Here is a 23,153-nt window from a genome sequence, read left to right as displayed (position 1 = left end):
AGGCGAGCATGCTGTGGTCATCGATAGATTGACGGTGGACGTAAAAGGGAATCCGCTTCTCACTTGGCTTCGGTCTGACAGCATTCAGGTCCTGATCTCAGTCGGAAAACCGTGGATCTTGATTCCTCTTTCTCGTATCGCCTGGTAACTGTGCCACTGAGAAAGTTGACCGCAATAAGCTCTCTATGTCACTACCGGGACTTCGCTGTGTGCCGTATCGATCTCGATTTCTAGAGTCGAGTTGAACAGCAGAAAATCTACTCTTCCAAGGCGAGAAGCGGTATTTTCACTATCGATACTCCGTTTTGTTCTGATAGTTGCAAAAAGAACAGGGATTTCATACCTGTCAGTAATGAAAACCCTGTAAGTTCTTAGGCATGCAATACGTTCGTGGTTCTGCTAACTAAGTCTGGTTTCCCCGGCATTACCAGAAGCGTTTAAAAGCGAAACTCAAGGGCAGAAACTCCTTTTTTCTCCGCCATCGAATTACAACCAATGCTATTCTGTCCAGACTTCGTTTTGTGCCTGTGGAGAGAACTTCGGCAATCACAGCACCATGTTTGATCATTGGCACTTCGACGCACTTATAAGACACGATCGCAATAAAGTAAGTAATCGGAATTGAGATTACGGCAAGCAGGCTGCTTAAGATAACCGGGTAAGTGGCTGATATCTCTGGGGGAATAACCAGAAACATGCAGTAAGCCAGCCAGTACATCACGATAAAGTGGAACAAGTAAAAGGAATAAGAGTATTTGCCCAGTTTCTTAACGAGATTAATCTTCAGAAAACGATTGAAGAATGTGTTTTCTTCTGTGCTTAACAGGATCCAGATCAGGAAGCCAGAGGCGATACCTTCCACCAGGATTGGGAAGAAATAATCAATCTTAGCTAAAAAGAGCCTCGCTGACAAAAGGCATACTAGCCCAATCATAAAAGCGAGATTTCCGCAAAAAAAGCTGCTTACGGGGGATTGCTGTTTTTTGACAAAATAGGGCAGCATCAGTCCAATGTGAAACATAAATGCATACTGGATTGTATCAATTATGGGTCCCGTGTAACCCATAATGATGAGGCCCAGCAGGAAAAGCAGATTCACCTTCAGTCCAAACCTGCGGTTAATCAGATAGAATAAAGGGAAAAAGAGTGAGATGATTAATTCGACCTTCAAAGTCCAGGCAACATTATTAATATCAATTTTCACTAGCGAATAATTTGCGAGAGCATTTTTTAAGGTGATCCCTTCCGTGTACCACCAGTTATACCAGAGAGAGGTATTCGGGAACTTGATATAACTGTGAAACAGGACAATGGACAGGACGATCAATGTCAATGACACAAAATATGTGGGATATATTCGGAAAAAGCGTTTTATGTAGAAAGCGTGATAAGTGGTGAGCCTTCTGGGCTTTCGATCCAGTGAAAGTCCGAGGACATAGCCGCTGAGAACGAAAAAGATAGATACTGCTGCACTTCCATTGAAGATGGCCAGTGCCATTCTGGTCAGGAATGAATTCGTACCCGTTACGTCAAAGAGAGTGCTTTCCCAGATGACCTGGTTCTGATCGACCGCAAATACGAGGAAACTGTGATAGATGGCCACAACCAAGGCGGCGATTCCTCGGAGCGATTCCAATTTATCATTGAACATGTATTTACTCCATTCAAATGAAAGTCATTTCGTCTCTCTTTTTCAATCAGTCAGGTAAAAAACAGAAGTTGTGTATTCGCTGGTGGAGCATTATCAATTGGTGTTTTTGAGTCCAGTCTGATAAGTCAGAGGTCCGTACAAAGGCTAGAGCATGTGAGAAATGGCAATTTCCATAGTTTAGGAATTGCTGTTAGTCTGGTATTTGCTGGTCACTATGGTCGTGGGTGATTAATTCAGCATCCAGAGAGTCAATTCAGGTACTTATAGAGGTTCGACTGAAATGCGCGAAGAGCAATTCAGTAGTCACACTACTACCTGCACAATCAGCAGACGAATAACTGAAAAAATGATGTATGAACCAAGTCATATCTTTATTGAAGACATCGTGCCCCGGTGACTGATTGTCATTGCTCCTGGTTCCTGCTGTCAGGGGGCACCAGATGTCTATGGGAAATGGATTTCATCTGAAGGCTGTGGTCATCCTGTCGATCTGATGCTGAAATATCATGGTCTACAATGAGAAGTTATTTGAGGTGCTGCAGACGCAAAGAAGTCGGTAGTCAGTTGGAAGAATGATTTCAATACTTCTTTTGATTGGGGGCCGAAAACGTTTATGGAGACTGAGTTGCGCTTTCAGAATTGGAACGAACCTTGGTTCTTGTTCCTGACCCCGCAAATCATGCAGGTGTATGTCTGTATGATCAGTATTGCTGTTTGCTGTCAAAGTCGCTCAACATCTGCGATTTAATGCGAGCTTAACGATTTGTGCAGAAATCTTTGTCTTGCCAGCAAAGTTCCGTGACTTCTCTTGTATTCTTCAGTCAGAACGGGAAATTCGTGTTGCTTTATTTTCTGAATTTCAATACCAAACGCACCTCAGTAGTTAATCATGGACAATGAGCTTTTATTGAGTTCCGGTTGATCTCAACCAACAAAACAGTACTGGAAATGTAAATGTCGAGAAAAGGAATAGTGTTGGCAGGAGGATCGGGGACCCGCCTTCATCCGGTGACAAAAGTTGTGTCCAAGCAACTGTTGCCAATCTATGATAAGCCGATGATTTACTATCCGCTCTCCTCCCTGATGTTGGCAGGCATTAGAGATATTTTGATCATTTCCACGCCACACGACTTACCCATGTTTCAGGATTTGCTGGAGAGTGGGGAACAGTGGGGAGTACGTTTTCAATATGCCGAGCAGCCTTCACCAGACGGGTTGGCACAGGCATTTCTGATTGGTGAGGACTTCGTGGGATCGGATCCCACTTGTCTAATCTTGGGAGACAACATTTTCTACGGACATGGTTTCACGGAAAGTTTAAAGGCGGCTGCTTCCCGCGAAAAAGGGGCGACCGTGTTTGGTTACCAGGTGCATGACCCGGAGAGGTTTGGCGTCGTTGAATTTGACAGCGTATTCAAGGCAATCTCAATTGAAGAGAAGCCAGTTCGGCCCAAATCAAATTATGCGGTTACAGGGCTTTATTTTTATGACAACGATGTGATCGAAATCGCGAAAAATGTCAAACCGTCTGCGCGGGGAGAACTCGAAATTACCGCAGTGAATAATGCCTATCTCGAACGTGAAGATCTCTGTGTGGAATTACTGGGGCGTGGGCATGCCTGGTTTGATACGGGGACACATGAAAGTCTGCAAGATGCCAGCCATTTCTTCCAGACAATTGAACATCGACAGGGACTGAAAATCGCTTGTCTCGAAGAAATCGCCTTCCAGAAGGGTTGGATATCGCGAGATCAGTTGCAGATGCAGGCCGAAGCATTGTCAAAAACTAATTACGGGGACTACCTGATCAGGTTATTGGATTAGCTGGACTTTCCCTTGGCAGACTTTTTACTGGATGAACTGTCCACACATCAGTGATGTGAGTGACGCCTGTTTTTGTGGGCATGATCTTAGAGAGTATGTTTTTGAGGAAATCTGCATGATAAACAGCGGAAAATCAGCTTTCTCAATTTGGATACAGTGATTTGTTTAACTCTGGTAGCCAACCAAAAGATTGCTGGAGTAACAGACAGAGTGTAGATGATTTCGAAGCAGATGATGTCAGTCAGGTGTATTGTATAATCGAAATAACAGTTGAAGTTAATCTTTAAGTATCTCCAGAAACAACTTGAAGATTGAGTCAATCCATTAGCGTTTGAAGTTAAGACGCTATTTCCGAAAATGGGCTTCAGGAGCTAATTGTGGGATATCAAATTAAGAACTTGTTATCAAAATCTGTTTCAATTATTTCTAATGAAGGGGTGCTTGCATTTCTTCAAAGGACCTGTCTGTTCCTGAAAACGAAAATAAAAGCAAGATGGGACAGGTTCAGGCAAAAGAGCTATCTTGAAGAGAAAATCAAATCTTCGAGGCGTGTTTTAGTCAGTTTTGTAATACCCGTGTATGATCGCACTTTTGAACTGAAAGAAGCGATTGAATCTTGCCTCAATCAAACTGTTTCAGAAATTGAAGTGATCATAGTCACCGATGGCTCTCCACCAGATACATTAGCTGTTTTGGATAAGTATTCTCATCATCCAAAAGTAAAAATCTTCCATTACTATGATAACTCCGGGAATGCAGTTCGTGGCCGAAATAAGGGGATTTTGGAAGCGACTGGTAAATATATCGCATTTTTGGATAGTGATGACATCGCTGACAAAAACAGAATCAAAAAATCTCTGAATGTGATGGAGAGATACAACGCAGACGTAGTCTATGGCGCATATAAGATAAAAATGGATAACTCACGAGAAATCAATGGGCTCCATGATGGTAGAGTGATTGAGAGTCCGGATTGTGATCTGCAATTTTTAAAAGAGATTTGTGTACCTTGCCAGAGTACAGTCATGATAAGAAGAGCCGCCTTACTGGATGTGGGTGGTCTAAAGCCAGAAATGTGCTATTGCGAAGATTATGAATTATGGCTGCGACTGGCCTACTTTGGATACAAGTTCAAAGCAACGCGTGATGTTCTGGTAACTTTGCGCATTCATAAAGGCAACAACGAATTAAACTTTATTGAAGAATCTGACTACTGGAAACAGGAAGCTCTGAGACAATATCAGACACGGGCAAAGAAACTGCAAAAGATTGTTTTCATCATTCCAGGAACTGGGATTTCTGGAGGTATTGCTGTGGTCTTGCATCATGCCAAGAAGTTAATGGAACAAAAATTTGATGTATCCTGCATCAATCTCGATGTGACTTTTGGAAACTCCATTAATTGGTTTCCCGAACATAATGTCCCCATTTATCAATTAAGCAACTTGGATATGCGTGTTGATAATATCGATGTTGCGATTGCTACCGGTTGGAATACCGTCGAAATCTTGAACCAGCTGGAACCAAAAAGGAAACTCTACTTTGTCCAATCCGATGAACGCCGTTTTTACACCGACGAGGCGACAAAAAAACTGGTACACCAGACTTATCTGACAGACTGCGAGTATGTCACGATGGCTTGTTGGATTCAAAAATGGCTCAAAGATGAGTTCGGGCATGATTCAGAATATGTTCCGAATGGACTGGACCAGAATATGTTTTTCCACGACCAGGAGATTCTTCCTAAAGAGAAAAAAGTGAGAGTGCTGCTTGAAGGGCCTGTTGACATTCCATTTAAGGGGATGAAAGAGGCATATGCTGCCGTCAAAGATCTCAATTGTGAACTCTGGATAATCTCGAGTAGTGGCAAGATTCCTGCTGAGTGGAAATATGACAGGCTTTTTGAAAAAGTCGATATTCATAAGATGCGGAATATTTATTCGTCTTGCGACATTTTTCTGAAAATGAGCCGTGTCGAAAGCTTCTGCTATCCACCTCTCGAAGCAATGGCCTGTGGTTGCAGTGTTGTTGTATCTGAAGTGACAGGTCTGGAAGAATATGCAATCGATAATTATAACTCATTGATTGTTAAGCCTGGAGATGTGGCAGAAGCAAAAATGGCAGTCAGAACGCTTATTGAAAATGTGGAACTCAGACACCAGCTGATAGAAAATGGTTACAAAACAGCAGAAGAATGGACCTGGAGTGATTCAAAAAGAACTTTTGCAAAGATTCTAAAAGCTGAGGAGGAGCAACTGGAGCTTCAGGCATATTCGGCCTGACAGCCAGACTGATTGTCTCGATTTGTGAATTCCAAAACCTGTATTATTTGATATGGCAAGCAAATGGACTTCGTCGCCGCGATCATAGTGACGTTCAATCCCGATAAAGAAACACTGCATAAGCTGATCGATGCGATCTCTGTGCAAGTGGATTATGTGTGTGTGGTTGATAACAATTCCCCTCAAGAAATCAAACAGTTTATTCTGGGAATCCTCAAAGACAATGGAGGATTAGTTTCGCTTGAAGAGAATTACGGAATAGCGTCAGCTATCAATCATGGCGTTTTTCGGGCCAGGGAAAAGAATGCAAGTCATGTGGTTCTTTTTGACCAGGACAGCCTTCCAGAACCGGATATGGTTGACACATTGTTGACTGTGATGAACGAAAAAACGAGACTTGGTTGTCATGTCGCGGCAGTCGGTCCCAGGTATTCTGATATCAAGGGACACCATGCAGCTCCCTTTGTAAAACTACAGGGGATCCGATTAAGGCGAATTGATTGTGCCGAGAATGAAATCGTCACTGTCGATCATCTCATTTCCTCTGGAAGCTTGATTTCTATGAAGGCACTGGAAGAAATCGGGTTGATGGAAGAAGATCTTTTTATTGATTATGTCGACACTGAATGGTGCCTGCGTGCAATTCACAAAGGGTATCAGATTTATGGCGTTGGCTCTGCTCGTATGAAGCATGATCTGGGAGATGAATATGCGAATCTCTTCGGCAGAACTTTCCCGGTGCACCACCCGCTTCGACACTATTATACAGTGCGGAATGGGATCTGGCTGATCCAACAGTCATGGGTTTCATTTTCCTGGAAAGTAATGGATTTTCGCAGATTGTTCCTGATTTATCTGGTCTTTTCTTTCTTTGTCGGAAAACGCCTGCTCAACATGAAGATGCTTTCCCTGGGAGTCTGGCATGCCTTGATCGGAAAGATGGGGAAGTATGGAGAATAGCTGTTTGATCTCGGTCATAATTGTTAATTTCAACTCGGCTGACAAATTATCGCTATGTGTGCAGTCGCTGGTTGATTGCCAGCAGTCCCTGGAAATTATCATCGTCGATAATGCTTCTCACGACGAGAGTCTGAAAAACGTGCAGCACACCTTTCGCGCGCAACAGAATATCCTGGTCACTGAAAATCAGGAAAATATGGGATTTGCGGTAGCCTGTAATCAGGGGGCACGAGTCGCCACCGGAGACTACCTCCTGTACCTGAATCCCGACTGTAAAATCAATTCGCACGCCATCACCCAACTCAGGGAATGCCTGGTTCAGAATCCCGATGTGGGAATGACCGGCGGACAACTGCTCAACAGTGATGGTACCGAACAGGTTGGTGGACGTCGCTTGATTCCCACGCCCTGGCGAACCTTCGTGCGTGTATTTAAACTACGCTGGCTTTCCCCATTATTTCCACGGCTCTTTTCAGACTTTAATCTGCATCAAGAGTCGTTGCCCGATCACCCGGTAGAGGTTGAAGCAATTTCGGGGGCCTGTATGCTGGTCCCTCGCAAGGCATATGAAGATGTCGGCGGCTTAGATGAGGGCTACTTTCTGCACTGTGAAGATTTGGACTGGTGCATGAGCTTCCGGGAAAAAGGCTGGAAGATCATGTTCGTTCCGGATGCGAAAATCTCGCACTTTCAGGGGAGCTGCAGTCGCTCGCGTCGGATCTTTGTTGAATGGTGTAAGCACAAGGGAATGGTGCGATTCTATCGCAAGTTTTTCCGCCACAAGTATCCGGTTGTTTTGATGTGGCTGATTGCCTGCGGTGTCTGGTTACGCTTCAGTCTGCTGGCCTGCTATTTTTCAGTGCGGCAGTTCTTCAGATGGTTTAAGGTTGCCGGGACCTGATTAGGCCCCATAGCCCACATTGAAAATCATGTTGTCTGTGCCTCAGGCGTGTAGCGCAGATGCGGAGCTGACTCGAACATATACAGGAAGCTTATCTGCCACTACGGGCTCATATGCTGAGGGCTTGAGTGCAACGCTTAGAGCTCGAAGTCAAACAAAGCGGCTTCGACACACTCGCAAAGTGTGTGTTCCAGAACCAGGTGCACTTCCTGGATCTGGCTGGTCAGCTCACCGGGAGCAATCACGCAGACGTCGCTCCATTCTCGTACTGCTCCGCCATCGTGACCGGTAAACACAATACTCTGAATATTCCGCTCACGGCAGACCTGCAGGGCTTTGACAATGTTGGGGGAATTCCCGGAAGTCGTAATTCCCAGAAAGACATCCTTTTCGCTCAGCTTACCCGCAATCTGACGGGAAAAGATCTCGTCGTAGCCATAATCGTTGCCGATGGCTGTGATGATCGAGGAGTCGGTCGTGAGTGCTTCTGCAGGCAATGGGGCTCGGTCGCGGGCCAGACGACTGACAAATTCCGCCGCCAGGTGCTGTGCATCGGCAGCTGAACCACCATTGCCGGCAACGTACAGGCGGCCCCCCTGCTGATAGCAGTTCAATACAATGTCTACTGACCGGGCAAATTCGGCCTGAGTCTGTGCGTTCTGCAACAACTCGTTTTTGGCTGCGATGGAACGTTCCAGGTTTCTGCAAATGATTCTGGTTGCCTGGCTCATGGAGAATTGCTCCGAAAATCCGTATGGTTTATGTCTGGTAATCCGCTGACTGATAAATTTCCAGCACTTCTTCGATCTCACCCTGGGCAAAGGGAGTTCCATTTTTGAGTAGAAGTGCCGTGTTACAAAATTCTCTGATAACATCATCTGAATGTGATGCAATCACCATGATTTTGGCTTTGTTCATGAATTCATTCAATCTGGCTTCCGCCTTATGGATAAAGCGGGCGTCCCCGGTACCGATGACTTCGTCCATCAGCAGAATCTCCGATTCCAGCGATGTCATAATGGCAAATGCCAGCCGCATCAGCATCCCGGAAGAATAAACTCGTACTGGCAGATCCAGATATTTGCCCAACTCAGTGAACTCTGAGATTTCTTCGAGCTTATCTTCAATTTCAGCAGAGGTCAGTCCCAGCAGGCGACCACGCAGAAAGATATTCTCAAATCCAGTGGCCTCTTGTTCAAAGCCCAGTGTAATATTCAGGGTCGAAACAACGCGTCCCTCAATATCTACAGTGCCTTGTGTAGGGATATAGATTCCAGCCAGAACTTTCAGCAACGTGGATTTACCGGCGCCATTGTGTCCAATCAAACCCAGACGGTCGCCGTCCCGCAGTTCCAGGTCGATACGGTCCAGGCCTGTGACGACCATTGTACCACTGTCCCGGGTGATTTTTCCTCCGGTCGCAAAGTTCAGCAGCCTGTTTTTCACGGATCGGTCGCCGGCCCCGATGATCGGGTAGTGCAGCGTTACATTTTCTACTTTTATCCTGGCCATATCAAATCCAATAAACAATCCGGTCTCGTTTGTAGGCGTAAAGTAATAGGCTGACAGCAAAACCGACAATACTGATTCCTGCAGTAATCAACCAGGAGCTCAATGCAGGAGTCTGGTTCAATATGGGGGCGCGAGTCAGGTCAAGGAAGTAAGCAATGGGATTGAACATCACAACCCAGCTGTCTTCGCCGACGAGCTTGGGTAACCAGGTTATCGGAGAGACGAAAAACAGCACCTGTACCATGCTTTGAATAATGGGCGCCAGATCACGATAGCGGGCACCCACGATCCCGAAGAACAGTGTGATCCAGAATAGGTTCAGCAACACCAGAAACAGACCTGGAATTACGAGAAGTGTCTGTAATTGAGGCCAGATTTTAAAATAAAAGCAGACAAAAACGATAAACAGGGCATTGTGCAGGAAGATGATTGTGTTGCGTGCCAGCGCCCGAAATACAAAAACCAGCAGATTGATTTTCATATCTTTGAGATAAGCCGCATTGTCAATGAAGATCGTGGGAGCTTCACTGATAGTCGCCGCTATGAGCGTCCAGAACAGATAACCTGCCGCCAGGTTGGGCAGATATTCATCGGGAGCCATGTTGAACAGTTTGGAGTAAACAACTCCCAGGGCAATAATAAAGATTGCCATACTGATCGTGATCCAGAATGGACCAATTTTAGATCTGCGATAACGGATGCGAATATCAAACCATGCCAGAAACATACATAACCGGCTGGATTTGATCACGTCGATCACATCTTCCAGAGCGAGTTTGACTCGATTATTCATTAAACATCTATATTATTGAATGGTAAGTGCTGACAATCCTGCGACCACGAGAGTCGGCTCCATCAGGTTGGCGGGCTTGAGGTTAGTACCAGTAATCAGCCGAGCCCGATTTCGTAAGCTTCATCAGTCTCGGAGCAGACTCAGGATTGCAGGAAGTGGTAAAGACAGGTTGAACAATATTCAAAAGTCGTGAGTCGCAAAGCGATAGGCTCAGTTAGGTTAATCAGGCAGTGAATGTCAAATAGCTGGTGGGGGAGTATAGTAGAATCAGTTCAAATCGAGCAACATTAATTCCGAGGTCTGCTTTTCGGCAATAAAATGACGTAAACGATTGTCTGTTAATTGGATAAGTGAAGAGATTTTCAGGACGAAACCTGTCAGTGATTACCCCGGTTCTGGTTTCGTGTCGCGAGCAGGGGGGAGTGAAATTCCATGAATTCATGAGTAAGGTCAGAATGAAGTATTGAATCAAATTAGATAGTGTGTATAATACACTAACAAATCGGAGGAAATCACAATGGCCCTGAATCAGATCTACGATACTTCACTGACGCTCTTAACAGACCTGTACCAGCTGACGATGGCACATGGATACTGGAAAACGGGAAGAGCTGAACAGGAAGCCGTCTTTCACCTCTTCTTTCGCAAAAATCCGTTCCAGGGTGGTTACACCATCGCAGCCGGGCTGGAATACGCTCTGGAATATATCAGGCACTTCCAGTTCAGCGAAGATGATCTCAGTTATCTGCAGACACTGGAAGGCAATGATGGCCGCCCGTTGTTCTCCAGTGGCTTTCTGGAATATCTGGAGGATCTGCGGATCACCTGTGATCTGGCGGCGGTTCCGGAAGGGACCGTGGTCTTTCCCCACGAACCCCTGGTGCGGGTTACGGGACCGATTCTGCAGTGTCAGTTGCTGGAAACCGCTTTACTGAATCTGATCAACTTTCAGACGCTGATCGCCACCAAGTCCGCCCGGATCTGTACCGCCACGGGGGGAGATCCTGTTCTGGAGTTCGGTTTAAGGCGGGCCCAGGGGATTGATGGCGGACTGGCAGCCAGTCGAGCCGCTTACATTGGCGGGTGTGCAGCCACATCCAATGTGCTGGCCGGTAAGCTGTTCGGAATTCCCGTCAAAGGGACACACGCTCACAGCTGGGTCATGTCCTACGATGATGAGCTTTCCGCCTTCGAAGATTACGCCAGGGCGATGCCCAACAACTGTGTCTTCCTCGTCGATACCTACGATACACTCGATGGGGTCCGCAATGCGGTTCGCGTCGGGATTCAGTTAAAAGAGTCAGGCCATCAAATGGTGGGAATCCGGCTCGATTCGGGAGATCTCGCGTATCTCAGTATCGAAGCCAGACGCCTGCTGGATGAAGCGGGGCTGACGGAAGCCGCGATCGTGGCCAGCAATGACCTGGATGAAACCACCATCAGCAGCCTCAAAATGCAGGGAGCCAAGATCGCCGTCTGGGGTGTGGGCACTCGTCTGGTAACCGCCTTCGAACAGCCCGCCCTGGGAGGGGTTTACAAACTGGGAGCGATCAGGAATGAAGACCAGGAATGGGAACCCCGTTTGAAACTGTCCGAGCAGGCCATCAAGACCTCTACCCCCGGTATCTTACAGACCAGACGCTATCTGAATGAAAACGGGGCCGTGGCCGACATGATCTTTAATGAACTAGCTCCGCCATCCTCGGAACGAAGTGTGCTGATCGATCCTCTGGATCCGACGCGGCGACGTGTGCTGGGTGAAAAACTTGAGTTTCAGGACCTGCTGATCCCCGTGGTCCAGCAGGGGGAAATCGTTCATCAACACGAATCATTGTCAGTCATTCGCGAACGGGCCCAGCAGCAGTTGGATCTGTTTCACGTGGGCATTCAGCGTCATCTGGAGCCACACGAATATCCCGTTGGTCTGGAACAGGGGCTCTATGATTACAAAACCGAACAGATTCTGCTGGCACGAAAAATAAATCATCAGTGACTCTGGGAACCATGAATCAAGCTCATGCAGAATAATGAAATGAATCAGCCATGAAACTCATCCAGATAGCCGCCGTTGCACTGAATCAGACTCCCTTGGACTGGTCCGGGAATGCAGCCCGGGTCAGACAGGCGATCGAAGCGGCCCGCAATGAGGGGGCCTCGTTGATCTGTTTGCCCGAGCTCTGTCTCACCGGCTATAACTGTGAAGACACTTTCTTTTCGATCGACGTTCAACAGCGGGCGCTGTCAGCCTTGCTGGAACTGCTCCCTTTCACGAAAGGGACCGTCGTCTCAGTAGGGCTTCCGCTGATGTATGGCGGTGCCCTCTATAACTGTGCCTGCCTGATAGCCGATGGTCAGATTCTGGGATTTGTCGCCAAAAATCATCTGGCCGGCGATGGCATTCATTACGAACCACGCTGGTTCAAAGCCTGGGATTCCACGTGCGTGGGTGAAATCACAATTCAGGGCCAGGCATACCCGATTGGCAATTTGATCTTTGACGTGGACGGTGTTCGGCTCGGCTTCGAAATCTGTGAAGATGCATGGGCCGCGCGTCGACCCGGGCGTGAGCTCTCGCAGGCAGCCGTCGACCTGATTCTCAACCCGAGTGCCAGCCACTTCGCATTTGGCAAACAGGAAATCCGCCGACGGCTGGTTCAGGAAAGTTCACGGGCGTACGGCGTGACTTACGTGTATTCCAATCTACTGGGGAACGAAGCGGGCCGCATCATCTACGACGGTGCCACGTTGATTGCCAGTAACGGTTCACTGCTGGCGGAGGGACAGCGGCTCTCGTTTCAGGACGTTTCCGTAACGTCAGCGATCGTCGATATTGATTTAACCAGAATGAATCGCGCCCGTCTGGCCAGTTTTCAACCCCGGCCGGGAGCCTTCCGCGAGACTACGATCACAGCCGATTACCAGTTTCCGGAGATTCTGTTTCGAACCTTGCACTGCCAGGCTGCAGACTGGGAACGTTCAGACTCTATCAAAGAGGAAGAATTCACGCGGGCCGTGGCACTCGCGTTATTCGACTACCTGCGCAAGAGCCGGTCTCAAGGCTTCGTGATTTCATTGAGTGGCGGTGCAGATTCTGCTGCGGCTGCGGTCCTGGTCTGGGCCATGCTCAAACTGGGACTCTCCGAACTGGGGGCCGATGGATTATCCCAAAAGCTTGCCTATCTGCCCGGGAGCAAACCGGAATCCGGTTTCGCCGAACTGATCAATGGGTTGCTGACCTGCGTCTATCAGTCTACCCGCAACAGTTCCGAAACGACGGCGAACGCCGCGGCCGGACTGGCGGAGGGGATCGGCGCCGATTTTCTGAATCTGGATGTCGACGCCATCACACAGGCATATGTCGATCTCGTATCAAAAGCTGTCGGGCGGGAGCTGAGCTGGGAAACCGATGATATTCCACTCCAGAATATTCAGGCCCGGAGCAGGGCACCGGGAGTCTGGATGATTACCAATCTGCGAAATGCCCTGTTGCTGTCAACCAGTAACCGATCGGAAGCAGCTGTGGGCTATACCACGATGGACGGCGATACGTGCGGCGGTCTGTCGCCAATCTCTGGCATCGATAAAGCGTTTCTGCGAAACTGGCTGAGATGGATTGAAACGGTCGGTCCGCTGCAGGTAGGTACGGTTCCCGAACTGAACCTGATCAATCAACAGGAGCCGACCGCAGAGCTGCGTCCGCAGGAAGCAGAGCAGAAGGACGAGCAGGATCTGATGCCTTACGAATTATTGGACTGGGTCGAGCGAGCTGCGATTCGCGATAAGCGTAGTCCTGTGGAGCTCTATCGACTGGCACTCGTCGAGTTTCCCGCAGAACAGCCCGCACAACTGGTGGCATGGATCGAACGCTTCTTTCGGCTCTGGTCGCGGAACCAGTGGAAACGCGAACGCTACGCGCCCTCGTTTCACCTGGACGATGAGAATCTGGATCCGAAAACCTGGTGCCGTTTTCCCATTCTCTCGGGAGGCTTTACAGAAGAACTGTCGGAACTCCGTCTTGTGGCAAACGCATAATGAGTGTTGGCATGAATTGATAAATCAACATTTGATACTGACTGAATTTGATAGAGACATAAAAAAGATTTGTGAGACAGTGAAGGTTTTGAGATGAAATACAGCTATGAATATCCGCGGGCTGCATTAACGGTGGACTGCGTCGTGTTTGGCCTGGATGAAGATGATCTGCAGATTCTGCTCATTCAGCGGGATCTGCCCCCGTTCGAAGGGGACTGGGCACTCCCAGGTGGGTTTGTTCGGCTGGAAGAAACACTGGACGAAGCTGCCTTGCGGGAGTTGAGTGAAGAGACCGGTCTGAAAAATGTCTATCTCGAACAGCTGTATTCCTTTGGAACCGTGAACCGGGATCCCCGGGAGCGTGTCGTGACGGTAGCTTACTATGCCCTGGTGAATCTGTCGGATCACCGGGTGCAGGCGGCCACCGATGCTCGAAATGCCGCCTGGTTCACGGTGGACGACATTCCTTCGCTGGCCTTTGACCACGACCAGATTCTGGAGATGGCTCACGAACGCTTGCGCGGCAAAGTCCGTTACCAGCCAATCGGCTTTGAACTGCTGCCTCCCAAATTTACCCTAAGGCAGATCCAGCATCTGTATGAAGTCATTCTGGATCGCCCGCTGGATAAACGTAATTTTCGTAAAAAGATTCTCAGTATGGGAATCCTCATTGAACTGGACGAAGTCGAGACGGATGTCGCTCATCGAGCCGCGCGTCTGTATCAGTTCGACCGTCGCAAATACAAACGCCTGACTAAACAGGGGTTTCACTTCGAGATCTGAACCATGGACAATTACTCTCGTATTCTAGGGTGTTTACTGGGAACCGCGGTCGGAGATGCCGTCGGGCTGAAACGGGAAGGCTTATCCCGCAAACGTTCCCGACGCCTGTATGGGGGGCCTCCACTTTCTCCCGATCTGTTTTTGAACAGGGGGTATTGCAGCGACGATACCGAACACACCCTGATGGTCGGACGAGCCCTGGTGCTCTCCCGGGGTGTGCCCGAAGATTTCGAACGACGACTGGGGCGGGACCTCAAGCACTGGCTGTTAACCATGCCGGCCGGGATCGGCCGGGCCACGCTTCGCTCCTGTCTGAAACTGTTAGTTGGCGTTGCTCCTCAAAACAGCGGTGTCTTCAGTGCAGGGAATGGGCCGGCCATGCGTTCTGCACTGTTGGGGCTCTATGCAACTTCCGAGTCACACCTGCAGGAACTGGTATTGCGAAGCTCCAGAATCACTCACAAAGATCCCCGCGCCGAAGAGGGCGCACTTCTGGTAGCCCGGGCGGCACGACTGTCCCTGACAGAGCCAGGACAAAGTCCGCGGGAATTTCTTGGTATCAGCGTCTCGCAGATTCAGGATGCAGAACTCAAGTCGGCGACCGAGAACGCAGTCGAACATCTCGCACGTCAGAGTACTCCCGAAGAGTACGCACACGACCAGGGCTGGAGCAACGGAATCTCCGGCTACATTAACCAGACTGTTCCCGCGGCGCTCTACTGCTGGGCATATACTGCGGATGATTTTCGGCAGTCAGTCGAAAATGCCGTCATGCTGGGGGGCGATGCCGACAGTGTGGCTGCGATTGTCGGAGCCATCAGTGGAGCGAACCTGGGAGTCGATGTGATTCCCGGCGAATGGAAACAACAACTGGCAGAATGGCCGCGAACCATCGCGTGGATGGAATCGCTGGCGGAGTGTCTGTCGCAAATGGATGAAACTGCGGATCCGCAGGCACCCCCTCCCATGCACTGGCTGGCTACGATTCCGCGGAATCTGCTGTTTGCTGCCGTGGTGATCAGCCTGGGGGGCCGACGCCTGCTTCCGCCCTATTGAACCGAGGAGTCGCATGATGCATGCCTTAATCTTAGTCGATCTGCAATACGATTTTATGCCGGGCGGTGCCCTGGCGGTCCCCGGCGGCGATGACGTCGTGGAAGTGGCCAACCGGTGGATACCAAAATTCGAACTGGTCGTCGCGACCCAGGACTGGCATCCGCCAGGTCATCTGAGTTTCGCCAGCCAGCATCCGAATCGGGAAATTGGTGAGCAGATCGATCTCCATGGGCTGGAGCAGATTCTCTGGCCCGAACACTGTATTCAGGGTTCCTCGGGAGCCAAACTGCACGCCGATCTGGATCAGGAGCAGATTGATGCGGTAATCCCGAAAGGCACTGATACCAGCATCGACAGTTACAGCGGGTTCTTCGATAACGGACATCGACAGGCGACCGGTCTGGGCGACTATTTAAACGAACGCAATGTGAGTGAAGTCACCATCATGGGACTTGCCACCGATTACTGCGTGAAATTCACGGCCCTTGATGCGGTCAGACACGGATTGAAAACCAATCTGGTGCAGGCTGGCTGTCGGGGCGTCGATCTGAACGAGGGTGATATTCAGCGGGCCCTGCAGGAAATGCAGGCGGCAGGTGTCGCCCTGATCTGAAATAGAACAAACTAATATCAATCAACTATGAAAAGAAAAAGTAAGTAAAGGAAAATGAAATGAACGAAAAGGATATCAAAAGGAAAAGTAAATTTCTGAGCCTGATTCTCAGGCATCAGCCGGAGACCGTCGGGATCCAACTGGATGAATCGGGTTGGGTCGACGTAGAGACGTTACTCTCTGCGATCGACGAACATGGTAAAAGGATGTCGCGGGAAACACTGGAGCACGTCGTACATTCGAATGACAAACAGCGGTTCTCCTTCAGTGATGACGGCACCCGCATCCGGGCTAATCAGGGGCACTCCGTCAAAATTGAACTAGGCTATGAAGCCGCGACTCCCCCTGAGTTCCTGATTCATGGCACCCCGCAACAGTTTGTTGCAGTGATCGCCCGCGAGGGACTCAAGAAGATGAAACGTCATCACGTGCATCTGCATGGAGATGAAAATACCGCACTGGCGGTCGGGCAGCGGCGGGGAAAACCAGTGTTGCTGAAGATACGCTCGGGAGAGATGTCTCAAGTCGGGTTTGAATTCTTTGTGACTCCGAATCAGGTCTGGCTGACCGATCGAGTTCCACCCGAGTACATCGACTTCCCCTGAGCCCCGCTACGCTTCCCCTTCCGGATCTCCCACCTCCCGCAGCGTCCGGCGAATCTCCATCAGAATCTGCCCCAGCCGATTCTTACCGCTGCCATCTCCCCCATCTCCCCAGTAAGCATCGTTCGTCGTATGCTCGACGAGACGACTCTCTCCCGTAGCGAGCAGCAGTTCCCGCAGTTCTGCATGTTGCGTAAACTTCGCCAGCACGGCTTGCCGCATGATGCCATCTTTGACCGATTCCCAGTCTTTCCGCAGCGGTCGCTTCCGCTCCCGCCCCATCTGGGCTGCTCGCATCGGCGACGATTCTTTGCGGATCTCTTCCTGGTGTGAAGTCTCTTTGAATTTCTGCGCCTGAAAATAATGCTCCGACGTCGGCCAGCATTTACCCTCCAGCTTAATCGGAAATCCGGCAAAGTTGGAGAACTCACCGTAAGCCTCGCTGACGCTGTAGAAGTTGATGGTTTGATTGGACAATATGCTAACCCCTGCACTTAGTTTGTTGGTATATACCTGAGAAAAGCAGATAAAATGAAACGAGCCGGTTAAGGACATTAAAAGGATAAGTGGAGTTCGCTGTTTTGGGACAAATCTCAGGAAACCTGATGATCCAGAGTTGGCATGTTTTCGTTGATTGAAAGCATGAGTGTTCTAAGAATGAGGCTACATATGGATTCGCAAACAGGCAACAAGAGAAACACCATGACTGATTCAGGCTAGTCTCCCTCAGAGCTGAAAGAACAGTTCAAGGCTACAGTCACGCGCTATGACTTTCAGGTACTCCTGCGCGGCGCAATTGCCTTTGTGAGTTTCTTTCTGACGCTGGCTCTGCTGGCTTTTGTGGTAAAGTATTTTCGGCCTGAGATCCATAACGCAATCGGAATCAAAGCGGGAACGGCGGATTGTCCAAACGCCATCAATCCGATCTTAATTCTTCCCATGATCATTATTTCTGCATGTTTTCCGGTCCCCTTTCTCTACCGCCAGGTAAAACAACTTAGACAGACAACTGCACCGCGTTGTCCCTTCTGCCAGATCTCATGGAGAGAATCTGAAAGAAAGGTAGCCGCTGCGACAGGTTTTTGCCCTACCTGTCAACAGCAGATGTTTGAAGGAGAAATCAACTCAGCAGCCGCGGCTGTTGAAAACTACGAGAAAACAAAGTCAGAGACCCGGCGATTTACCCGCTTCACCTTCTATGCTTCACTGGGAGGTCTGATGATCGTCCAGCCCGTGTATTTATGGCTCTATTTTACAGCTCAGCTTCCGGGGAAAAATCCGCTCTCGCTGACCCAGATACTGTTTTTATTTCCGCTCCTGTTTGCTTTTATTTCCCTGGGGCTGTGGTGGGCAGGCAGATCATCCGTCAGGGATCAGCAGAATATCCTGGAACTGTTTCGCGCAGGGGAACGGAAATCTGCTAAAATAGAGGCAATCAAAAGTGAACAGGAGTCACAAGAATGAGCAGCCTCGCCATCTACTATCATCGTCAGCACGGTCCTCTGTGTCTGTTGGTCTACGCCACCGCAGCCCTGCTCGCCGGAGTTGCCTGGTACTGTCGCCATGAACCACCTCAGCCATTCCTGACCTGGATCCTGAGCGGCTCAGCGATGCTCGTGTTTCTGTTCGCGGCCTCCTTTCACCATCTAACCGTAGCGGACGAAATCGACCGCCTGCGAATTCGCTTCGGCCCCATTCCCCTGTTTCAGCGGGCCGTACTCTACGAAGACATCGTCGGTGTCGAAGTCGGTCGCACCAGCATACTGGATGGCTGGGGCATTCATCTAAGCCTCCGCGGGGGTTGGGTAATGAATCTCTGGGGCCGTGACTGCGTGGTTCTCAAACTCAAAAAGGGAACGCTCCGCGTGGGTACAGACGATGCCGAAAACCTTACCTCATTTATCAAAAGCAGACTGCCGGAAGATTCGGATTTGTCGAGTGATTGAGAGTCGGGACAAAGGAGTTTACAGTTACAAGAGTTCGTTTCCAAATAATTCAATACACGCTAGATAGATCGTAAAGGTGGACGTGATGGCCATCATTAAGCCGGAAGACCAGGGATTCCAACCACCCGGGGGAGTGAATTTTTCAACGGAAGAGTTTGTACCTCTGAATAAACTGTCCAACGCACTTTGTAAGATCGCAGCTTTTTTGCAGAACGATCTTCACGTTACTCAACTGGTAAGGTATGACGACTGGTGGCAACATGATGGTCTGCATTTCCGGAAAGCCGACTGTGATATCCATGGACTGTTTGCCATGGTCCAGACCCCTCGTTCACTTTTATTATCGATGCCAGGGGATGAACTGGTTTATGTAGGGATCGCTCCTCCTGACTCATCCTGGTACGTGCGGTTTTATGTGTGTTGGGACGATCTTGACAGTGAACTGATTGGTGTTTTTGATCTGACACTCTCCGTGAGCATCGCAGACCGGTTTCGTTCCTCTCTGGTTCCCGAAATTGGATGTAAAATTCGAGAGCAGGATGCAGCTGAATATTTTAAGAAGATCATACTCTAGATGATGCTTCTGATTGTGACTTAACCTGACACTGAACTTCAAACCCACCTCACAAAGCCCAGACAGCTATTCGTCGAACAGCCATTTCTTGCCGACGCCCATGAAGATCGAAGCCATGATCAGCCCTCCTACCGGTCTGCTGCGTTTGCCTTCCGGGGAATCTCCCTCGAAAAACATATAGATGGAAGCCCCCAGCATTATGATGCCCAGTGCCATCGACATCACACCAAACGCTTTCTTGACCAGCTTTCCCATCGAAAGGCTCGGGCCTTTCTTGCGGGACTTTTTCTTTTTCGATTTGACTGCGGTCTTCGTTTTTCGCTGTGGAGCGATCGGCTCTCCATAATGCTCGAAGAGATCTCCGGTTTCTTCGTCAGCCTCAGGGACCTGCATCCGGCTGCCGCACGATTTGCATTTCAGCGTCTGGCCGGCGCGTTCCTCTTTGACTTTATAACTCTGAAAACACTCGTCACATTGAACGTGAATGGGCATCCCGGTCTCCGCTGGTCGTCTCGCTGTCGGCTTCTGTGCAAATGGATATGAGCGTACATTGTTTCTACCCCATGTGCACGGAACAGACCAGACCGATTATTAAAAAATCCCGCAGCCGCTATCGCGTACTCCGGGACAAATGCCACCTTCCTGTAGAACCGTTACACAACGTTTGACCGGTAATTTCAGTTCTGCTGTTGGTCTTCGTATTCTTTAATAGTCTGTTTCAGCTCTTCCAGCAGCTTGCGTCCATCTTCACCGGTCATTCTGATGAACCGCTCCCGGACCGGCTGACTCGCCTGACGAAACGCTTCGCGTTCTTCGGGTGTCAGCTCGGTGATGATTTCCAGGTCAGGCTTATTCTTGCGAATCAGGCTCAGCCGTTCCTGGTTGAATTCTCTCTGCACCTTCAGGATGTAATCGTTGAGATCGGATACCACCCCGGTCACCAGTTCCTGACGTTCGGCAGGCAGAGAATCGAAGAATTCACGGTTAGTGACAGCAGTCGTGATGAACGGTGCATGTCGCGCGAAAATCATCCAGTCGGTCACTTCGTAGAAATTCATCTCCTGGATCGCGAACACCGGGTTTTCCTGTCCGTCGATCATATTCAGTTGCAACGCTGAATAGACTTCGGAGTAGGGCAGCGGTGTCGGGCTGGCTCCATACGCATTGTAGGCAGCGATCAGCAGCGGGGACGTCATGACCCGCATTTTGACTCCCTCGAAATCTTCAGGCCGATGAATGGGATCTTTCGTTGTCCAGACCTGCCAGCCTTCCGAGAAAATCGACAGCAGCTTCAGCCGCTTGCGGGCGTAGAGTTCAGCAAAGGTTTTCTGTAACCGCGGATCTTTATTCAATACCTGGTTGTTGATTTCATCATCGTCGGAGAACAGAAAGTGCAACAGGAAGACCTGGACTTCCGGAATCAGTTTTCCCAGGTGCCCGGGGGAGGCCATCGCAAACTGCACCACCTCCATATCGACCAGCTCGGTAATCTGGTCCGAGGTCCCCAGGGTTCCGTAGGGATAGATGGTGACTTCGATTTCCCCATTGGAACGTTCCTCGACGAGTTCCTTGAACTTTATTGCGTACTGGTGCTGAACGCTGCCGATGGTCTCTTCAATCGCAAACCGCCACTGCGTCGGTTGATCCGTCGACGCGGTTGCCTCAGCACCACACGAAGTGCAAAGCAGGGAACCGCCCAGGATCAGGAGCAGGCTCCAGACAGACGCAGAACTGAATATTTTCTGAATCAGGTTCATGATGCTTATCCAAATGCGAGGTTGCGGAGAAACAGGGAAATACTGGGGAACGCAATCAGCAGGATCCCTGCAAACAGCAGAATGGCGATGAAGGGGGGCGTGCCCCGAATCACCTCCAGGTAGGGCCGGCGGAAGACCGCAATCGCGGTAAATATGTCACAGCCGAACGGCGGCGTCGCCGATCCAATGGCCACCTGTAAGGTCACTACAATCCCAACCAGTACCGGATCGATGCCAGCAGCAATCGCCACCGGATGGAAGATCGGGGTCAGAATCAGAATCACCACGATCGGATCCACGAACATACAGCCGATGAAGTAGGCGATGGCAATCGTCAGCATGATCGTCCAGTAGCCCGAATCCGGTGTCAGCCCCAGCCAGTTATTGATCAACGCGTCCGGCAGTTGTGCGAACGAGATCACCCAGCTGAAGGCAGCACCCGCACCAACGAGGATAAAGACGACCGCGGTAATTAATCCGGTCGAGAGTGCGATGTCCGGAATGTCTTTCACAGAAAGATCCCGGAAGAAGACGATCTCCAGAATCGCTGCATACAAAACCGAGATCGCCGCGGCTTCAGTGGGGCTGAAAATCCCCGAGTAGATTCCGCCGATAATAATCAGGGGGAAACCCAGCGGGAGCAGTGCCCGGCGTGCCGCTGTGCGACGGGTCGCAGCGTCTGTTTTTTCCTGGCGGGGAATCTGCATGCGAATCGAAGCGATCCAGCAGTAAATACAAAACAGCAACAGGACCAACAGGCCCGGCCCGATACCCGCGATGAACAGTTCCCCGATCGAAGTTCCCGAGACAACGCCGTAAACGATCATGCCGATACTGGGCGGGATCAAAAGGGCAATGTCGCTCGCATTGATGATCAGCGCTGTGGTGAAGGAATCGGGGTAACCCGCTTTGAGCAGCTGGGGCCTGAGTGGACCACCGATGGCGACGACGGTCGCCTGGGTCGAACCGGACATCGCACCAAACAGGGTACAGCTGATGGCACTGGCGATCGGCAGACCACCTCGCAGGTGACCGACAAACGCCGTCACCAGGTCGAGTAACCGGTTCGCGGAATTCCCCCGCGTCATGATATCGGCCGCGAAAATAAACATCGGGACCGCGATCAGGGCCGCTGGCTTGATACCGCCGATCATCTGCTGAACCAGCACGGCCGGCGTTACATCCGGATGAAAGACCAGCAGGACCGCCAGGGCAGCGACGATCAGTGGGACCTTCATCGGAAAACCCAGCAGCAGTAAAAAGATCATGATGCCGATGATGAGTAAGGCTTCCATTCGTGATTCTCCCTGAGGGCCTTGGTTAGACTTCGCCGACGACCGTGGTTTCGTATTCGTCTTTCTGTGAATACGAAATATAGACGTCGGGGGCAGTCAGGTTACGGAAGACTGTCAGGCCATACTGGATGGCCGACAGAATGAACCCCAGCGGGACGAATAGATAGATCAGGTAAAAGGGCACCTGTAATACGGGAGAAATCGTGTCCAGAAAGCGGACGGTGTTGATGTATTCGAAAGCATATCCGGCCAGCAACAGCATCAGCAGAGCTGTCAGACTGTTGATGATGACCATCATGATTTTACGCCAGCGTCGGTTGAGCTGATCGTACAGCGCGGTCATGCGGATATGGCGACCCTGGCTGGCAGCATAGCTCAGGCCGATGAAGGTCACAACGATAATCAGGAACTGCGAGACTTCGCCGACAAAGGCCAGGCTGAAGCCGAACAGGGCGCGGCACACCACGTTGCCGATCGAAAGAGCGGCAATGCTGATGATCGACCAGGCCAGCAGAAACGCTTCGATCCGCTGAATGATCGCAAATAATTTGTTCATCTGCGCTGATCCTCTG

Annotated in this window: 22 protein-coding genes; 13 read left to right on the top strand and 9 right to left on the bottom strand. The window is 50.0% G+C overall.

Annotated features, from left to right (window positions below; translation table 11 throughout):
• Positions 1-424: 424 nt before the first annotated feature.
• On the bottom strand, positions 425-1,651 hold the full coding sequence (locus RID21_RS27030; protein WP_350194386.1) for an acyltransferase family protein: 1,227 nt from the start codon (positions 1,649-1,651) through the stop codon (positions 425-427).
• Between the two features lie 954 nt (positions 1,652-2,605).
• On the opposite strand from RID21_RS27030, the gene rfbA reads away from it, so the two are divergent.
• The 4 genes from rfbA to RID21_RS27010 all read left to right on the top strand — a co-directional run bounded on the left by rfbA (position 2,606) and on the right by RID21_RS27010 (position 7,618).
• Positions 2,606-3,475 (top strand): glucose-1-phosphate thymidylyltransferase RfbA, encoded by an 870-nt coding sequence (gene rfbA, locus RID21_RS27025; protein ID WP_350194384.1) that lies wholly within the window; start codon positions 2,606-2,608, stop codon positions 3,473-3,475.
• A gap of 377 nt (positions 3,476-3,852) precedes the next feature.
• Positions 3,853-5,757 (top strand): glycosyltransferase, encoded by a 1,905-nt coding sequence (locus RID21_RS27020; protein ID WP_350194382.1) that lies wholly within the window; start codon positions 3,853-3,855, stop codon positions 5,755-5,757.
• A 63-nt stretch (positions 5,758-5,820) separates the two neighbouring features.
• Positions 5,821-6,717: a glycosyltransferase family 2 protein gene (locus tag RID21_RS27015; protein WP_350194380.1), complete on the top strand. Its 897-nt coding sequence runs from the start codon at positions 5,821-5,823 to the stop codon at positions 6,715-6,717.
• Positions 6,707-7,618 (top strand): glycosyltransferase family 2 protein, encoded by a 912-nt coding sequence (locus RID21_RS27010; RefSeq protein ID WP_350194378.1) that lies wholly within the window; start codon positions 6,707-6,709, stop codon positions 7,616-7,618. Before RID21_RS27015 ends, RID21_RS27010 begins: the two co-directional genes overlap by 11 nt.
• 137 nt (positions 7,619-7,755) lie before the next feature.
• Here RID21_RS27010 and RID21_RS27005 read toward each other — a convergent pair whose 3' ends face one another.
• From RID21_RS27005 to RID21_RS26995, 3 genes are read right to left on the bottom strand one after another with little or no spacing between them, the layout of a single operon-like run.
• The gene (locus RID21_RS27005) at positions 7,756-8,349 is read right to left on the bottom strand and encodes a D-sedoheptulose-7-phosphate isomerase (RefSeq protein WP_350194376.1); all 594 of its coding nucleotides are present in this window, start codon (positions 8,347-8,349) and stop codon (positions 7,756-7,758) included.
• Between the two features lie 28 nt (positions 8,350-8,377).
• Positions 8,378-9,130 carry an ABC transporter ATP-binding protein gene (locus tag RID21_RS27000; protein ID WP_350194374.1) on the bottom strand — a complete coding sequence of 251 codons (753 nt, stop codon included), beginning with the start codon at positions 9,128-9,130 and terminating at the stop codon, positions 8,378-8,380.
• Position 9,131: 1 nt separating this feature from the next.
• Positions 9,132-9,923, bottom strand: coding sequence for an ABC transporter permease (locus RID21_RS26995; RefSeq protein WP_350194372.1), 792 nt, complete (start codon positions 9,921-9,923; stop codon positions 9,132-9,134).
• 517 nt (positions 9,924-10,440) lie between these two features.
• Between RID21_RS26995 and RID21_RS26990 the strand changes: the two genes are divergently transcribed.
• The 6 genes from RID21_RS26990 to RID21_RS26965 all read left to right on the top strand — a co-directional run bounded on the left by RID21_RS26990 (position 10,441) and on the right by RID21_RS26965 (position 17,012).
• On the top strand, positions 10,441-11,916 hold the full coding sequence (locus RID21_RS26990) for a nicotinate phosphoribosyltransferase (protein WP_350194370.1): 1,476 nt from the start codon (positions 10,441-10,443) through the stop codon (positions 11,914-11,916).
• A gap of 50 nt (positions 11,917-11,966) precedes the next feature.
• Positions 11,967-13,955, top strand: coding sequence for an NAD(+) synthase (gene nadE / locus RID21_RS26985; RefSeq protein WP_350194368.1), 1,989 nt, complete (start codon positions 11,967-11,969; stop codon positions 13,953-13,955).
• 93 nt (positions 13,956-14,048) lie between these two features.
• A complete protein-coding gene (locus RID21_RS26980) occupies positions 14,049-14,738 on the top strand; it encodes an NUDIX hydrolase (protein ID WP_350194366.1) in 690 nt (229 codons plus the stop codon).
• 3 nt (positions 14,739-14,741) lie between these two features.
• Complete coding sequence (locus RID21_RS26975) at positions 14,742-15,794, top strand: ADP-ribosylglycohydrolase family protein (RefSeq protein ID WP_350194364.1); 1,053 nt, start codon at positions 14,742-14,744, stop codon at positions 15,792-15,794.
• Between the two features lie 16 nt (positions 15,795-15,810).
• Positions 15,811-16,407 (top strand): bifunctional nicotinamidase/pyrazinamidase, encoded by a 597-nt coding sequence (gene pncA / locus RID21_RS26970; protein ID WP_350194362.1) that lies wholly within the window; start codon positions 15,811-15,813, stop codon positions 16,405-16,407.
• Between the two features lie 59 nt (positions 16,408-16,466).
• Complete coding sequence (locus RID21_RS26965) at positions 16,467-17,012, top strand: RNA 2'-phosphotransferase (protein WP_350194360.1); 546 nt, start codon at positions 16,467-16,469, stop codon at positions 17,010-17,012.
• 6 nt (positions 17,013-17,018) lie between these two features.
• On the opposite strand, the gene ybiA is transcribed toward RID21_RS26965, so the two are convergent.
• Positions 17,019-17,486 carry a riboflavin biosynthesis intermediates N-glycosidase gene (ybiA, locus tag RID21_RS26960; RefSeq protein WP_350194358.1) on the bottom strand — a complete coding sequence of 156 codons (468 nt, stop codon included), beginning with the start codon at positions 17,484-17,486 and terminating at the stop codon, positions 17,019-17,021.
• 627 nt (positions 17,487-18,113) lie between these two features.
• On the opposite strand from ybiA, the gene RID21_RS26955 reads away from it, so the two are divergent.
• The 3 genes from RID21_RS26955 to RID21_RS26945 all read left to right on the top strand — a co-directional run bounded on the left by RID21_RS26955 (position 18,114) and on the right by RID21_RS26945 (position 19,529).
• Positions 18,114-18,473, top strand: coding sequence for a hypothetical protein (locus RID21_RS26955; RefSeq protein WP_350194356.1), 360 nt, complete (start codon positions 18,114-18,116; stop codon positions 18,471-18,473).
• Positions 18,470-18,955 (top strand): hypothetical protein, encoded by a 486-nt coding sequence (locus RID21_RS26950; protein ID WP_155365882.1) that lies wholly within the window; start codon positions 18,470-18,472, stop codon positions 18,953-18,955. The genes RID21_RS26955 and RID21_RS26950 overlap by 4 nt, the downstream gene beginning before the upstream one ends.
• An 85-nt stretch (positions 18,956-19,040) precedes the next feature.
• Entirely contained in the window at positions 19,041-19,529 is a 489-nt protein-coding gene (locus tag RID21_RS26945; RefSeq protein WP_155365883.1) for a hypothetical protein, read from the top strand.
• 66 nt (positions 19,530-19,595) lie between these two features.
• On the opposite strand, the gene RID21_RS26940 is transcribed toward RID21_RS26945, so the two are convergent.
• The 4 genes from RID21_RS26940 to RID21_RS26925 all read right to left on the bottom strand — a co-directional run bounded on the left by RID21_RS26940 (position 19,596) and on the right by RID21_RS26925 (position 23,137).
• Positions 19,596-20,021, bottom strand: a complete 426-nt coding sequence (locus RID21_RS26940; RefSeq protein WP_350194354.1) for a hypothetical protein — start codon at positions 20,019-20,021, stop codon at positions 19,596-19,598.
• Between the two features lie 185 nt (positions 20,022-20,206).
• The gene (locus tag RID21_RS26935) at positions 20,207-21,286 is read right to left on the bottom strand and encodes a TRAP transporter substrate-binding protein (protein ID WP_350194352.1); all 1,080 of its coding nucleotides are present in this window, start codon (positions 21,284-21,286) and stop codon (positions 20,207-20,209) included.
• 5 nt (positions 21,287-21,291) lie between these two features.
• Positions 21,292-22,581, bottom strand: coding sequence for a TRAP transporter large permease (locus RID21_RS26930; RefSeq protein WP_149339560.1), 1,290 nt, complete (start codon positions 22,579-22,581; stop codon positions 21,292-21,294).
• A gap of 25 nt (positions 22,582-22,606) precedes the next feature.
• Positions 22,607-23,137, bottom strand: a complete 531-nt coding sequence (locus RID21_RS26925; RefSeq protein WP_350194350.1) for a TRAP transporter small permease — start codon at positions 23,135-23,137, stop codon at positions 22,607-22,609.
• Between the last annotated feature and the right edge of the window lie 16 nt (positions 23,138-23,153).

The sequence above is a fragment of the Gimesia sp. genome, assembly GCF_040219335.1.
Classification (GTDB): Bacteria; Planctomycetota; Planctomycetia; order Planctomycetales; family Planctomycetaceae; genus Gimesia.
Note: the sequence above shows the minus strand (reverse complement) of the source record. Positions and strands in the feature narration are given on the sequence as shown.

Coding starts and splice junctions, on each gene's coding strand:
- RID21_RS27030 (WP_350194386.1), bottom strand. CDS start 1,651: ATGTTCAATGATAAATTGGAATCGCTCCGAGGAATCGCCGCCTTGGTT.
- rfbA (WP_350194384.1), top strand. CDS start 2,606: ATGTCGAGAAAAGGAATAGTGTTGGCAGGAGGATCGGGGACCCGCCTT.
- RID21_RS27015 (WP_350194380.1), top strand. CDS start 5,821: ATGGACTTCGTCGCCGCGATCATAGTGACGTTCAATCCCGATAAAGAA.
- RID21_RS27010 (WP_350194378.1), top strand. CDS start 6,707: ATGGAGAATAGCTGTTTGATCTCGGTCATAATTGTTAATTTCAACTCG.
- RID21_RS27005 (WP_350194376.1), bottom strand. CDS start 8,349: ATGAGCCAGGCAACCAGAATCATTTGCAGAAACCTGGAACGTTCCATC.
- RID21_RS27000 (WP_350194374.1), bottom strand. CDS start 9,130: ATGGCCAGGATAAAAGTAGAAAATGTAACGCTGCACTACCCGATCATC.
- RID21_RS26995 (WP_350194372.1), bottom strand. CDS start 9,923: ATGAATAATCGAGTCAAACTCGCTCTGGAAGATGTGATCGACGTGATC.
- RID21_RS26990 (WP_350194370.1), top strand. CDS start 10,441: ATGGCCCTGAATCAGATCTACGATACTTCACTGACGCTCTTAACAGAC.
- nadE (WP_350194368.1), top strand. CDS start 11,967: ATGAAACTCATCCAGATAGCCGCCGTTGCACTGAATCAGACTCCCTTG.
- RID21_RS26980 (WP_350194366.1), top strand. CDS start 14,049: ATGAAATACAGCTATGAATATCCGCGGGCTGCATTAACGGTGGACTGC.
- RID21_RS26975 (WP_350194364.1), top strand. CDS start 14,742: ATGGACAATTACTCTCGTATTCTAGGGTGTTTACTGGGAACCGCGGTC.
- pncA (WP_350194362.1), top strand. CDS start 15,811: ATGCATGCCTTAATCTTAGTCGATCTGCAATACGATTTTATGCCGGGC.
- RID21_RS26965 (WP_350194360.1), top strand. CDS start 16,467: ATGAACGAAAAGGATATCAAAAGGAAAAGTAAATTTCTGAGCCTGATT.
- RID21_RS26955 (WP_350194356.1), top strand. CDS start 18,114: ATGTTTGAAGGAGAAATCAACTCAGCAGCCGCGGCTGTTGAAAACTAC.
- RID21_RS26950 (WP_155365882.1), top strand. CDS start 18,470: ATGAGCAGCCTCGCCATCTACTATCATCGTCAGCACGGTCCTCTGTGT.
- RID21_RS26945 (WP_155365883.1), top strand. CDS start 19,041: ATGGCCATCATTAAGCCGGAAGACCAGGGATTCCAACCACCCGGGGGA.
- RID21_RS26940 (WP_350194354.1), bottom strand. CDS start 20,021: ATGCCCATTCACGTTCAATGTGACGAGTGTTTTCAGAGTTATAAAGTC.
- RID21_RS26935 (WP_350194352.1), bottom strand. CDS start 21,286: ATGAACCTGATTCAGAAAATATTCAGTTCTGCGTCTGTCTGGAGCCTG.
- RID21_RS26930 (WP_149339560.1), bottom strand. CDS start 22,581: ATGGAAGCCTTACTCATCATCGGCATCATGATCTTTTTACTGCTGCTG.
- RID21_RS26925 (WP_350194350.1), bottom strand. CDS start 23,137: ATGAACAAATTATTTGCGATCATTCAGCGGATCGAAGCGTTTCTGCTG.